Genomic DNA, 12,551 nt, shown 5'->3' with positions numbered 1-12,551 from the left:
CCTATTTAATAATCACAAACCTCTTCTTTGCACTCTTCTTTTACTTTAGGAAATCCTTCTTTTTCCCCCATGCTATTTACTTTAAATTCTTTTGGGTCAACACTAGCAGAAAAATCAGCTTTTCCATTGACTGTACCACGAATCATCAAACCATCCATAGGGTCACTCATGTCATCTTTAAACTCCACTGATTTTATATCCTCATAGTTATGACGTAGATAGCTTTCTACTTTTTCCTTAGCTTTGCTAACCGTCTTGTCATCATAATTATTATTGGATGAGTTCACATTACATCCAGTAAGAACTATAGTGGTAACTATAAAAAACATAAGATATTTTCACATGCTGAATACCTCCTTTTTATTATTTACACGATCGTTCTTTACATTCTTCCTTCCTTTCGGGGAACCCTTCACTCAACCCTATACTTCCTACAGTATAATCATTTTCAACCCCTGCTGAAAAGTCAGCAACTCCTTCATTAACATTGCCATCAACGGTCAATCCTCCCATTGGACTTTGGTAGATATTATCGATCTTAACGGATTCGATTCCCTCAAAATTATTTTTTAAATACTGCTTAACGGCTTCTGTAGCTTTTTCTTTTGTTGTATCATCATAGGTTTCGTTATTAGAGTTCACATTGCAACCTCCTAATAGTATAATAAAAACAATTGATAAAAAAAATACTTTTTTGATAAGATAACCTCCTTTGATTATTACTTATAGCAGGAGTGATAAAATTGACTAATAACATTAATGATAAAATAGCAAGTAGACTTTCGGAAAGAACTTATAAAGATAATCGTTCAGAAATTTACGTAGAGTTAGGAAATGGAAAAACATCTATTTGGAAAAATATCGAAACCATCAAAGATAAAGACACCGGACTACATGGCTATGTTCTACAGAACCCCGACACAGAGGAAGTTGTTATCAGTTTTCGTGGAACAGAACCTCCAAAGACAACGACAAAACAAGTGGAACAAAAGTATGTTGGTTCACCATCTCAAGATGCCCGTCTAGCCGGAGCTGGGGGAGGGGCGAAACTAAAAGATGGTAATCTGATTTATGAAACGAAAGACACGGACTTTTCCGAATTCGCAAAGGATGTTCAAGAAGATGTAGAAGGAATCGTCCTTGGTGATTCCAATTATAGCAAAAAAGAATATGGAAAAACACCCTATACAGCAAGACCCTCTCAAGATGCAGCTCTCGCTACTGGTAAGGCTAAGTTAAACCCCAACGATCAAACCATCACGTATACCAATAAAAATCAATTTACCGAAGCGGATCATGTTGTAAATAAATATGTGAAAAGATATGGAGCTAATAATATTACCTTTGTTGGTCACTCATTAGGCGGTGGACTTGCTCAATATTATGCTGTGGAATATGATTCGAATGCTATTACCTTCGCTGCGGCGGATGTCTTTGATTTATTATCTGAAGAAAATCAAAAGCGAGCATTAAGTGGTGAGTTTAAGGATAATGTCATTTCTTACACCTACCCGGATGATGCTGTAGGAACATTCTATAAAGATTCGATAGGTTCTGTTTACTATATGGGTAATCCGGCAGAAGGAGGCTGGGGATTAAGTAGCCACGGCATTAAGAATTATATGGACAAAAGTATGTATGATGAGAAAGGCTATTTCTTGCCTCGGCTATTATACGATGAAAAGATACAAGATCAATTAACGATGTCTCCTCTAGCTTTGAAAAATAGTGGTATTTCTGACTTTCATATTCGTATCCAGTCCAGTTTAATGGATGGTTATGTTATCGAGATGAAGGAAAGTGAGGAACAAATTGCAGCCACAAGAAAGGCATTGACACATTTTCTCGATGACTATATAACAACGATGACAGAGTTGAAGCGTAAATACATGAATGCTGTCGGTTTTGGCAAGTATGATAAGTTAAATGCTTCTCATGTAGAGGAAATCTTCCGTGATCTAACAGGTGTTGGTCCAGAAGGATTGCTCATGTTATTGGATATCGGTGAATTTGAAGAATTATTGGCCAAACTTCAAAAATCCCAATTGGATACAGGAGACATTGCTTATAATATGGATAAAATGAGCAAGGACTTTACCCATATGGATCAATTACTTGCTCAATGGTTACAACTTAAATAATGCAATTTTTGAAGCAGAAAAGAGGTGGGTTGATGAAAGATAAGGATATTACTGACTGGTGGCAAAATTATTTAGAAACGAATAGGCAAGAAGAGGAGTTAAAGAAACAAATAAAAAATGATTTAGAATCAAATGTGGAATTCTTCAAGCAGTACCTTATTGAAGGAAGATTTGGTGAGTGGGTAAATATCACCAACGATTATACAAATATTTGGAAAATAAAACATGGGATGGTTTTGGAGTATGACCACTATACCAAAGATATTAAAGCTTTTTTTTATAATTTTGGTTTAACTCAAAGAAATTTGCATATAGCGCAAAATTTAGCTGATGGTGAAGGCGAAGTTAGTGTTTATACTCGTCAAGATTTACAAGGGCAAAGACTTACAAAAAGAAGTAATTCACCTTTAATAAAGTATGTTGCAGGTTTAATTCCATATGGGGATAACGTATATAACGTCTGGGATACGCTAAGTAAGATGTCTCCTAAAAACGTAGGCTTAGGTACTGCTGAAGAATTTGTAGGAAAAGATTTTGAAGCTCAAAAAAAGGTCCATCATGGGAAAGTATACCGTGTAGTTTCAGGGAATTTAAAAGATTACGATATCAGAAATGAAGAAGCTTACGTAAATCTAAAAGGAGACATTCATTCAGGTGATGGTAGTATAAGAGTAACCTGGGCCTATAAAACTGATTTAGGATCAAACTTATATTAGTATTTATACGCCTAGGTCTATTTAGACAGACCTAGGCGTGATATATTGAAACCTCATACTCGGGAGTCTTTAATATGATAAAAAATAATTTAAATGCATTAAATATATCGTTAATATGCTTACTCCTTATTAGTCTTTTTTTAAATTATCATCTATATATCGAGAACCAAGAAAAAAATAGTTATTATACCGTATATTATATTGAAGATTTTTTCAACGAACTCCAAGAATCCATATTATCGTTAAAATCAATCATCGCAGACGAAGAGACTGATTATCGTGAGATTTCTTACCTTGTAGAAAGACTAAACTATCTGGACTACATGGTGAGAAGAGTTCCTTATTATTTCGATGGTATGGGAGGAGGAACAAATTACATTGGTTACGCTGCAGTTGTTATGAATCGTGGAATAAGCTATGAGGGACATGAAATTCCGCCATTTTTTGAGGACCAGGAGATCAATCAATCAGAACTAGCTTTTTTGAAGTTATTTAAAGATCGCTTAACATCAATTTACGCACAATTAGAGTCGGAAGATACTAATAAACTTGCCAATAATGTCACCAAAAATAGATTTGACAACATTATAATGAAAGATATTTTTATTGTAGGAGCTGAACGTGAGCTAGTAGAAGAATACTTAAAATATACAGCGTTAGATTAAAGTAAATAATAAATTAGAGGTAAACCATTGGAATAACTGAAGTTTGATAATTGGGAAGGTATTTGGAGGATTCCAAGCAATCTTGTATGTTAACACTAAACTGCACAAATTTTTAAAGGAACAAAAACTTAGTTATAGTGTACAAAATGTATGTTCTCTATTTAAAGTTAGTAGATGCATTTTGTCACTTGACTCAGAGTTTCTGCGGGCAAGATCCTGAGCCGGGAAGCCAGATGTTCAAGAAATCTGGCTCAACCACCTAGGTATCATACCCGCCAATTATAAAATATGAACTAGAGCATAAATTATCAGAGTGTAAAGCTCTTTAAACAATTTATAAATATTACTGAGAAGGATAAGTGGGCAACTATTAAACTGGCACCCGTGTCAAGGGCACTTATAAAAAAAGAGCTTATGCAGATAAAAGATGATTCCTATATTGAATAGGGTCATCTTTTTTATATTCTACTGATAACGGTAATTGTTAAAGTAAGTCATATAATGATTGATTTTTCATTTTAATTTCTTTCATGTTTTGGCTGATTTATAATCTACTTCATCCTCGTGCATTTTGCCTCCCGATCACTTCAGAAGGTGTAAGCTCCTGTTTCAAGGTTCTGCTAGGATTTTGTTTTCTTGTATCAGCAAGCCCTGTTAACCCTTTCGTTTCATAAGTTTTCTTCCACCGGATCGTTTTATTTCAATTACTTCTTCATCAAATCCACTTTCCATAAAAATATGTCGTGGGAGTTTAGATACTTATCCATAAACCTGTTCTTGAAAGCATCCGTGTAAGTGATGGATTTCTCACTAACGCGTTGTACATTTGGATTCAGTCACAACAAAGAAAACGTGCGTTCGTTTTTCGTTTGGTTATCCAACTTAAAATGGTATAATAGTACACAAACTAGATGTTTAGAAAAAAATAATAAACGGGGATTCTTTTAAAAAGGAGTGATGACATTGCAAAAGGAAACTAGTATCCTAATCTATCAAACAGAGGATGGTAACACAAAAATAGATGTTAGATTGGAGAATGAGACAGTTTGGATGACCCAAAAGGGAATAGCGGAATTGTTTCAAACATCACCTCAAAATATTACACTTCACGTAAAAAATATTTACGAAGAAGGGGAGTTACAGCAAGAAGTAACTTGTAAGTATTACTTACAAGTTCAAAATGAAGGGCCAAGGGAGGTGAAAAGAAAAGCAAAACACTATAACCTTGAAATGATTATTGCAATTGGATATCGAGTTCGTTCTCACCGAGGTACACAATTCCGCCAATGGGCAACAGAGCGGTTAAATGAATATCTTGTTAAAGGGTTTACAATGGATGATGACCGTTTGAAAGAAATGCGTAATTTTGGACAAGATTATTTCGATGAGTTACTAGAACGAATTCGTGATATCCGTGCTTCCGAGAAAAGGTTCTATCAAAAAATTACAGACATTTATGCGACGTCTATTGACTACGATCCAAAAGCAGAAGTCACACAAGAATTTTTCGCAACTGTTCAAAATAAACTACATTTTGCAATTCATGGTCAAACAGCGGCTGAACTTATAGTAGATAGAGCGAAGGCCGAGAAGGAGAATATGGGTCTTACTGCATGGAAAGGGAATAAGGTAAGAAAAACAGATGTTACAGTTGCTAAAAATTACTTAACGGAAAAGGAACTTAAATCACTCAATCGTATTGTCGCAATGTACTTAGATTATGCCGAAGATCAAGCGGAAAGACAACAGCCAATGCATATGAACGATTGGATTGATAAACTTAATGCCTTTCTTCAATTTAATGAGCGTGAAATTCTTGAAAATGCAGGAAGGATCTCAAAGGCTGTAGCTGATAAGTTAGCCATTCAAGAGTATGAAACATTTAACCAGCATCGTTTAAATAAAAATACTCACGATGACTTTGAGCAGTTTATTGAGAATGAGGACTTAAAGAGATAAGACCTCAGTTTTGTTCTACATGTATCTGGGAGAGTTGCTTAGTGACGAAATGGAATCTTATCATAATTGATGTAAAACAAGTATTAACTTTTGGAAATACCACAAGAATTGATAATATTAGATGTAGTATCACTGTTTAAAGACGTTATTTATTTTAATACACAGAATATTTCGTATTATAAAGTGATGCTAGAATAATTTCATGGACACATGTTTGTTAAGTAATTTTAATACTTATATTAGTGATGTTTCAATGGATAGAAGGAGGTAAATATGAACATAGAGCAAAAACTGTATCAATCAGCAATTGCGTTAATAAAGGATAGATATCCTTCTGGATGGGGAGGTGCTGCTGCGATGTTAACGGAGGATGGGAATATACTAACCAGTGTTTCCCCAGATGTTATTAACGCTTCAACGGAATTATGTATAGAAACGGGAGCTATCCTCGAAGCACATAAACGTAATACAAAGGTTACCCATACAATTTGTGTGGTAAGGGAAGATGAAAATGCTGAATTTACAATATTAACTCCTTGTGGCGTATGTCAAGAACGTCTTTTTTATTGGGGTAGAGATGTAAAAGCGGCAGTAACAAATTCACATGGAAGAATTGAATATAAAACGTTGGGAGAAATTCAACCGTATCATTGGTATAAAGCCTATGAAAAATAAATGTCTTGAAAAACAGGTTTGTTTTGTGCGATGTATTTGATAATTTCACTTCTAGGTTTACGGAAAGGTGCGTCTAAAATCTTCTGAGATTGTCCTTCTTTCTTTTTTATCCTTTTGATTAGAGGACGAAAATTAGGCTTAGTTTTTGGATTAATAGGAGCCCTTGTATTATCAATTGTATTTACAAATGTATTAGCAAAAGAACAAACGGACGTGAGTGGTGAAGATAAAACCAGAGTTGTAACCGTAGAGGGACAAGATTTACGTGAAAATAAAAGTATGGAAGGGAAAGACCTTGAGACAGTTATCACAGCAAAAGAACAACGTAGTGTAGAGAATTCATTAGCTTTATCAAGGTATGTATCACAAGAAAATGGACTAGGGTTTTATTTTATTAAAGAGCAATAAGCTGCATGATTAAGTTAGTTGGATGAAGTGCTTCTATAAACAACAAAAAAGCGATCTACCATTTATGTGGGGTAATATCCCAGTATGATACCAAGAAGCTGACGGTTGTAGCGGATATTGAAATGCACACGTATGCTTTACAAAGATGTCTGAAAACCTGAACCTATCGCGAAAAATTGATATTGTCCGAATGAAGACTATGCCAATAAGGAGCTAATAAATACAATCACTTTGATGTAGTAGACCAAGCAAAGCCCATGTAAAAAATGATATTAGCAATCATTTTTACCAAATTCCCTCATATAATTTTTAGAGGTGATAAAAATGGGAAGGGTAGCGTATACAGATAGTGATGTGGCTTTAGTGGCAAGGATGATGCGGGCAGAGGCGGAAGGTGAAGGCCAGCTAGGGATGCTGATGGTCGGTAACGTCATTGTAAATCGTTTAGTTGCTAATTGTTTAGACTTTAAAGATTTAAGATCCATATACGACGTAATTTTTCAAATACAGGGAGGCAATTACTCTTTTGAAGCTGTGCAAAAAGGTAATGTTTTCTACAACAGAGCGAGAGGTGTAGAAAAGAAATTAGCTAGAAGAGTATTGGAGCATTGGAGAGAGCATCCTTCCAAGTATGCGCTATGGTATTTTAATCCATATGCTCCATGCCCGTCTACATGGTACGGTCAACCATTTGCTGGTCAATACAAGTTACATTGTTATTACGAACCACAGGCAAATACATGCGATAGTGTGTATATCGGCTAGGTGTTGGCAAAGGATGCCGTTCACATTTGGAAAAGATGAGCATTGTGCGAGAGCTCATACAAGGAGTTCTTTTTAGTAAACATAGAAATGGCCCTGTTCCTTTTGAGGAGCGGGGCCTATTTTTGTAAGGTTTGATAAGAGAAAATCATGTTATAAAAACTATAAACTATAGGTGCAAAAAAGCGACATTAGTAAAAATAAATTTTACAAATTTAATAATCGCATGTTTTTTCTTTGCACTCCTCTTTTCTCTCAGGGAATTCTTTTCCTACAGCGCTAGAAATAATTTTAAAATCATTTTCATAATCAACATCAATGGAGAAAGTTGCTTTTTCATTATTATTTACTGTACCGCTAATTACCATCCCACCCATAGGAGTACTATGATCATTCTTTTTAAAAGTTATTGTATGGATATTTTTAAAATTGTTACTCAAATAACTTTCTATAGTTTTTTCCGCCTTGAGAATTGTATTATTATTAAAATCTTCCTCATTTGATTTCACAAAACAACCTCCCAATAGTATAATTGTAACAGTTAAAAATATTAGAATTAAGAGTTTTTTCATTCGTTTCACTTCCTAACTATTATCAAAGTATGGAGGGCGCAATTTTGGTAAATTATAACAATATAACAGACCTCACCGCTTCTACAATTTCTAGGCAATCTTATAAACAGATTCCAAGAAAGATTTTCATTGAAACAGATTATCATATACAAGTTTGGGAAAACATCGAAACTATTAAAGACTCCGATACAGGTTTACATGGATATGTGCTCCAAAACGATGATACAGATGAAATCGTTATCAGTTTTAGGGGAACGGAACTTCCTAAAACAACCACAACCAAAGTGAAAGAAAAATACTTAGCGACACCCTCTCAAGATGCTAGGTTGGCTGGTGCCGGGGGTGGAGCAGAATTGAAAAATGGGTATATTGTTTATAACCAAAAAGATGTAGACTATTCTGAAACCCTAAAAGATGTGGAAGAAGACATCCAAGGAATTGTCCTTGGTGATTCCGATTATACCAAAAAAGATTATAGAAAAACACCTTATTTAGGAACACCTTCTCAAGATGCTGCTTTATTAACTGGTAAAGCGAAGTTTGACTCCAAAGATAAAACCCTCACATATGACACCAAAAATCAATTTACAGCAGCTGAACAAGTGGTTGAAAAATACGTAAAGAAACACGGATCGGACAACATCGTTTTTACAGGCCATTCTCTTGGCGGAGGTCTGGCTCAATATTATGCTGTGAAACATGATGCCAATGCGGTTACTTTTGCCGCAGCAGATGTGTTTCGTTTATTATCCAAAGAAGACCAGGAACGTGCTTTAAATGGCGAGTTTAAAGATAATATTATCTCCTATACGTATCCTAACGACGTCGTCGGCACTTTTTATAAGCATTCCGTTGGTTCTGTATATTATATGAAGGACCCTGTCGAAACAAAGGGCGTTGGACTTGCTACTCATGGGATAAAGAATTATTTGGAAAAAGATTTATACAATAAAGACGGGTATTTTAATTCCGATTATTTATTCGATGAAATCATACAGGGATCGCTTTCTATGGGTGGTATAACCAAATCTCCACTTGAATTAAAAAATAACGGTGTCGGAAATTTTTCGATTGTCATACAATCTGCACTAATGAATGCACTAGCTACGGATCTGAAAAATAGTGAAGAACATCTAGCTATAACAAGAAAAGCACTCATAAAATTTTTAGATTATTATTTTGCAGATATGAGCGAAATAAAAAATACATTTATAGGAACAGCAGGAATAGGGGCTTATGATAAATTAACCATTGCAGATGTAGAGGATGCGTTTCACGAAATAGTAAAGATGGAAGACGGCATTCCCATGTTGCTTGATTTGGATGAATTTGAGGATTTATTGGCTACTTTAAAAGACCTGCAAAAGGACACAGGGGAAATAGCCCATCATATGGAAAAGATGGCTCGAGATTTTGAACGTATAGACCAAATTCTTGCCCAATGGTTTGGAATTAAAAACTAAAGGAGTGAGCAGCTTGAAAGAATGGGAAGAATGGTGGGAAAATTACTTAATTAGACGAAAGCAAAAGGAAGCATTGAGAACACACATAAGAGATGTTTTGCAAAAAAAGCAAAAGCATATAAAACAACCTTTAATGAATGCTTTTATGATGAGTCACTTTATGAAAAGCATTCCCAAGTGAAAGATGTTTTAGCTCAACAATTTGACGGTAAGGCAAACAGAGCTCTAGTAGAACGCCTTGAAATGAATGCTTTAAGGATATCAAGCATGAGCGTTAAACGTAATATTGCTTATGAAAGTATTCAGTTGTAATGGTTTTTTTAATGGGCTTGTTAAAAACTAAAACATATAAGTTCCTACTTTACAGCAAATAGGCAGCTAGCACCTACAATATTTTTTGTACCAAAGACTTTAGAGGAGGAAAAGCATATGACGAAAGTTAGATATGAAGTTGATTTTGCAAAGTATCAATCGGAGGTGGAGCTTATAAACGCAAGAAACAGTGTAGAAGTAGGGCTTTATTTTATAGTGGAGTTGTTGATACGAGGAACTCTTTCCGAGGAATACAATGTAATAAATGTATCCAGTAGAAGAAAATGGAGCGGCGATGATTATCCTCGTTACATTAGTGGAGCTGGATTTCCTGATTTGCTCATCTTACATAAAGATAAGACAGATCCTTGCGCTACTGTAGAAGTTAAATATTTGCCATTTAAAAATGATTTAGGCGAAACGATTGATGAGCAAGAACAATTGAAAGAGCATATTAAAAAATTTAACACCGTTGTATATACCAACTGTTTGGAATGGCGAATATATCATAAGGAAATAGCCAATTCCATAACTGTAAAATTAGGTCGGTATCATACCGAAGAAATTGAATGGTTTGATGCATCAAATTGGGAAATATTGATAACACAATTGGAAGGTCTATTCTAACCCAAATATGAGAAAGTAGAAAATTTAGGCAATGTTAACATGGAAAAAACTCATAAGTAAGCCCAAGGAAAGCTGATTTTTTCTGTTTGAGACAAAGGGAATATATCCTAAAAGTACAGTTTAGGTTATCGTTTCAGGGACTCTCGCTAAAATTGACTAGTAAACTGTTCGTAACCTGAAGTTCTTTTAAAGAATCGTTATTCTAGTATAATAGATACTAACAATAGCAAATAGGAGAGGTATTCGTTGAAAAAAAACATTTATGTCGTTGGAGCAGTCATCATTAATGATAATAAAGTTCTATGTGCTCAGAGAGGAGCAACAAAAACGTTGGCTTACAAATGGGAGTTTCCTGGAGGTAAGATAGAAAACGATGAGACGCCAAAAGATGCCTTAAAACGAGAAATTGCAGAGGAAATGCAATGCAATATTAAAGTTGGTAGTCAGCTGGATCACACGGTGTACGAATACGAATTTGGGATTGTACACTTGACTACGTTTTATTGTACGCTTATAGGAAGTGAGCCAGTTTTAACTGAACATAAAACAATAAAATGGTTACCAAAACAAGAACTGCATATGTTAGATTGGGCACCAGCAGATATTCCGGCAGTCGAAAAATTGGTGAATGAATCAGTTATCTAAAGTAATCATTTCGTTTGGTTGGTGGTAAGATGGAAAACTTTCTTAGAAACTTAGAAGATTCCTTGTATATGGGATTCATAGATCGAAATTATGGAAAAATAGATACATATAAACCAAAGTTATTAGTGAATAATACACAGAAAAATGAAGATGTATTGTCCTCCATAATCGAGGAGATGAACAGTTGTCATTCGTTTATTTTCTCCGTTGCTTTTATTACGGAAAGCGGCTTGGCAACGCTAAAATCTCATCTTTTAGATATGAAAAGAAAAGGAATTCACGGTCGAATTCTAACATCTACATTTTTGAATTTTAATCAACCGAAAATTTTTAAGGAATTAATGAAAATAACGAACGTAGAAGTAAGATTAACCGATAAAGAAGGATTTCATTCTAAGGGTTATATATTTGAGCATGATAAGTATTTCTCCTTGATTGTTGGAAGTTCAAATCTTACTGCTCAAGCGTTGAAGGTGAATTATGAGTGGAATGTTAAGCTTACATCTTATTTAGATGGAGAAATAATTAATCACTTTAAAAATCAATTTGAGGATGTTTGGAATAGTGCAACTCCTTTAACCAATGAGTGGATTAAATCTTATGAAGAGGTATATACACCTGTTGCATATCAAGCTGCTGGTAAAGTAGTAGAGCTTCCCGTAGATTATGAGGATAATCCTTTAAAAACCGCGACAAATATAAAACCGAATAAAATGCAGACCGCGGCATTGGCAGAAATAAAACGGGTAAGAGATGAAGGTCATGATAAAGGGCTTGTCATATCAGCAACAGGGACGGGGAAAACTTATCTGGCTGCGTTCGATGTACGTCGTGTTGCCCCAAAACGAATGTTATTTGTCGTACATAGAGAGCAAATTTTACATAAAGCTAAATCGGATTTTCAACGAGTGATGGGAGGTCTTAGCAAGGACTTTGGAATTCTGTCTGGCTCGCATAAACAAATAGATGCAAAGTATTTATTCACAACGATACAAACGATTTCTAAACCGGAAACCTTGAAGCAATTTGATTGTCAGGAGTTTGATTATATTTTAATTGATGAGGTTCATAAAGCAGGTGCGGATTCTTATTTGAAAGTATTGGATTATTTTCAACCTGCATTCTTATTGGGGATGACAGCAACACCTGAGCGTACGGATGACTTTAACATATATGAGTTGTTTGATTATAATATTGCCTATGAGATTCGGTTGCAAGAAGCATTAGAAGAAGATATGCTTTGCCCGTTTCATTATTTTGGTGTTACAGATTTGGAGTACAATGGAGAGGTAATTGACGATACAGCAATTCTATCAAAACTCGTCACAGATGAAAGGGTAGAACATATTCTTGTTAAGCTACACTACTATGGGCACTCAGGTAGTTCAGTAAAAGGGTTGATGTTCTGTAGTCGAAAAGAGGAAGCCGCAAAATTATCAGATGCTCTAAATCAAAGAGGTTTCCGAACTGTTGCTTTAACGGGAGATCACTCGCAGGAAGAACGCATGTATCAAGTGAATCGCCTCGAAAATGGTTCTTTGGATTACATTATAACAGTTGATATTTTTAATGAAGGTATTGATATTCCGAGTGTTAATCAAGTTGT

General features: G+C 35.0%; 15 protein-coding genes. 12 read left to right on the top strand and 3 right to left on the bottom strand.

Going from position 1 to position 12,551, the window contains the following annotated elements; translation table 11 throughout:
* Window positions 1–5 precede the first annotated feature (5 nt).
* Together HLX49_RS13490 and HLX49_RS13485 are read right to left on the bottom strand one after the other, a co-directional pair.
* Window positions 6–287 (bottom strand): DUF1433 domain-containing protein, encoded by a 282-nt coding sequence (locus tag HLX49_RS13490; protein WP_296362520.1) that lies wholly within the window; start codon window positions 285–287, stop codon window positions 6–8.
* Window positions 288–363: 76 nt separating this feature from the next.
* The gene (locus HLX49_RS13485) at window positions 364–642 is read right to left on the bottom strand and encodes a DUF1433 domain-containing protein (protein WP_176087372.1); all 279 of its coding nucleotides are present in this window, start codon (window positions 640–642) and stop codon (window positions 364–366) included.
* A gap of 101 nt (window positions 643–743) precedes the next feature.
* Here HLX49_RS13485 and HLX49_RS13480 point away from each other — a divergent pair, with 101 nt between their 5' ends.
* The 7 genes from HLX49_RS13480 to HLX49_RS13450 all read left to right on the top strand — a co-directional run bounded on the left by HLX49_RS13480 (window position 744) and on the right by HLX49_RS13450 (window position 7,329).
* Window positions 744–2,141 (top strand): Tle-like phospholipase domain-containing protein, encoded by a 1,398-nt coding sequence (locus tag HLX49_RS13480; RefSeq protein WP_296362519.1) that lies wholly within the window; start codon window positions 744–746, stop codon window positions 2,139–2,141.
* Window positions 2,142–2,173: 32 nt separating this feature from the next.
* Entirely contained in the window at window positions 2,174–2,857 is a 684-nt protein-coding gene (locus HLX49_RS13475) for a hypothetical protein (protein WP_296362518.1), read from the top strand.
* A 74-nt stretch (window positions 2,858–2,931) separates the two neighbouring features.
* Window positions 2,932–3,522, top strand: a complete 591-nt coding sequence (locus HLX49_RS13470; protein WP_296362516.1) for a hypothetical protein — start codon at window positions 2,932–2,934, stop codon at window positions 3,520–3,522.
* A 963-nt stretch (window positions 3,523–4,485) separates the two neighbouring features.
* Window positions 4,486–5,481, top strand: a complete 996-nt coding sequence (locus HLX49_RS13465; RefSeq protein ID WP_141130638.1) for a virulence RhuM family protein — start codon at window positions 4,486–4,488, stop codon at window positions 5,479–5,481.
* Window positions 5,482–5,754: 273 nt separating this feature from the next.
* Window positions 5,755–6,156 carry a cytidine deaminase gene (locus tag HLX49_RS13460; RefSeq protein ID WP_073013478.1) on the top strand — a complete coding sequence of 134 codons (402 nt, stop codon included), beginning with the start codon at window positions 5,755–5,757 and terminating at the stop codon, window positions 6,154–6,156.
* A gap of 114 nt (window positions 6,157–6,270) precedes the next feature.
* Complete coding sequence (locus HLX49_RS13455) at window positions 6,271–6,564, top strand: hypothetical protein (RefSeq protein ID WP_077701918.1); 294 nt, start codon at window positions 6,271–6,273, stop codon at window positions 6,562–6,564.
* 324 nt (window positions 6,565–6,888) lie between these two features.
* Entirely contained in the window at window positions 6,889–7,329 is a 441-nt protein-coding gene (locus HLX49_RS13450) for a cell wall hydrolase (RefSeq protein WP_077701917.1), read from the top strand.
* Between the two features lie 212 nt (window positions 7,330–7,541).
* Here the strand turns inward: HLX49_RS13450 and HLX49_RS13445 are convergent, their stop codons facing one another.
* Window positions 7,542–7,835 (bottom strand): DUF1433 domain-containing protein, encoded by a 294-nt coding sequence (locus HLX49_RS13445; RefSeq protein ID WP_164085400.1) that lies wholly within the window; start codon window positions 7,833–7,835, stop codon window positions 7,542–7,544.
* Between the two features lie 107 nt (window positions 7,836–7,942).
* Here HLX49_RS13445 and HLX49_RS13440 point away from each other — a divergent pair, with 107 nt between their 5' ends.
* The 5 genes from HLX49_RS13440 to HLX49_RS13420 form a co-directional block, all read left to right on the top strand.
* Window positions 7,943–9,361 carry a Tle-like phospholipase domain-containing protein gene (locus HLX49_RS13440; protein WP_296362508.1) on the top strand — a complete coding sequence of 473 codons (1,419 nt, stop codon included), beginning with the start codon at window positions 7,943–7,945 and terminating at the stop codon, window positions 9,359–9,361.
* A gap of 13 nt (window positions 9,362–9,374) precedes the next feature.
* Entirely contained in the window at window positions 9,375–9,542 is a 168-nt protein-coding gene (locus HLX49_RS13435; protein WP_296362506.1) for a hypothetical protein, read from the top strand.
* A 248-nt stretch (window positions 9,543–9,790) separates the two neighbouring features.
* Window positions 9,791–10,300 carry a hypothetical protein gene (locus HLX49_RS13430; protein WP_296362504.1) on the top strand — a complete coding sequence of 170 codons (510 nt, stop codon included), beginning with the start codon at window positions 9,791–9,793 and terminating at the stop codon, window positions 10,298–10,300.
* A 246-nt stretch (window positions 10,301–10,546) separates the two neighbouring features.
* A complete protein-coding gene (locus HLX49_RS13425) occupies window positions 10,547–10,945 on the top strand; it encodes a (deoxy)nucleoside triphosphate pyrophosphohydrolase (RefSeq protein ID WP_296362502.1) in 399 nt (132 codons plus the stop codon).
* 29 nt (window positions 10,946–10,974) lie between these two features.
* Window positions 10,975–12,551, top strand: a 1,577-nt coding sequence (locus HLX49_RS13420; RefSeq protein ID WP_296362500.1) for a DEAD/DEAH box helicase, incomplete at its 3' end; no start/stop codon positions are given.

Source organism: Virgibacillus sp., from assembly GCF_013393565.1.
Taxonomy (GTDB): domain Bacteria; phylum Bacillota; class Bacilli; order Bacillales; family Amphibacillaceae; genus Virgibacillus; species Virgibacillus dokdonensis.
This window is presented reverse-complemented; position numbering and strand designations above follow the sequence as displayed.

Coding starts and splice junctions, on each gene's coding strand:
- HLX49_RS13450 (WP_077701917.1), top strand. CDS start 6,889: ATGGGAAGGGTAGCGTATACAGATAGTGATGTGGCTTTAGTGGCAAGG.
- HLX49_RS13460 (WP_073013478.1), top strand. CDS start 5,755: ATGAACATAGAGCAAAAACTGTATCAATCAGCAATTGCGTTAATAAAG.
- HLX49_RS13430 (WP_296362504.1), top strand. CDS start 9,791: ATGACGAAAGTTAGATATGAAGTTGATTTTGCAAAGTATCAATCGGAG.
- HLX49_RS13475 (WP_296362518.1), top strand. CDS start 2,174: ATGAAAGATAAGGATATTACTGACTGGTGGCAAAATTATTTAGAAACG.
- HLX49_RS13470 (WP_296362516.1), top strand. CDS start 2,932: ATGATAAAAAATAATTTAAATGCATTAAATATATCGTTAATATGCTTA.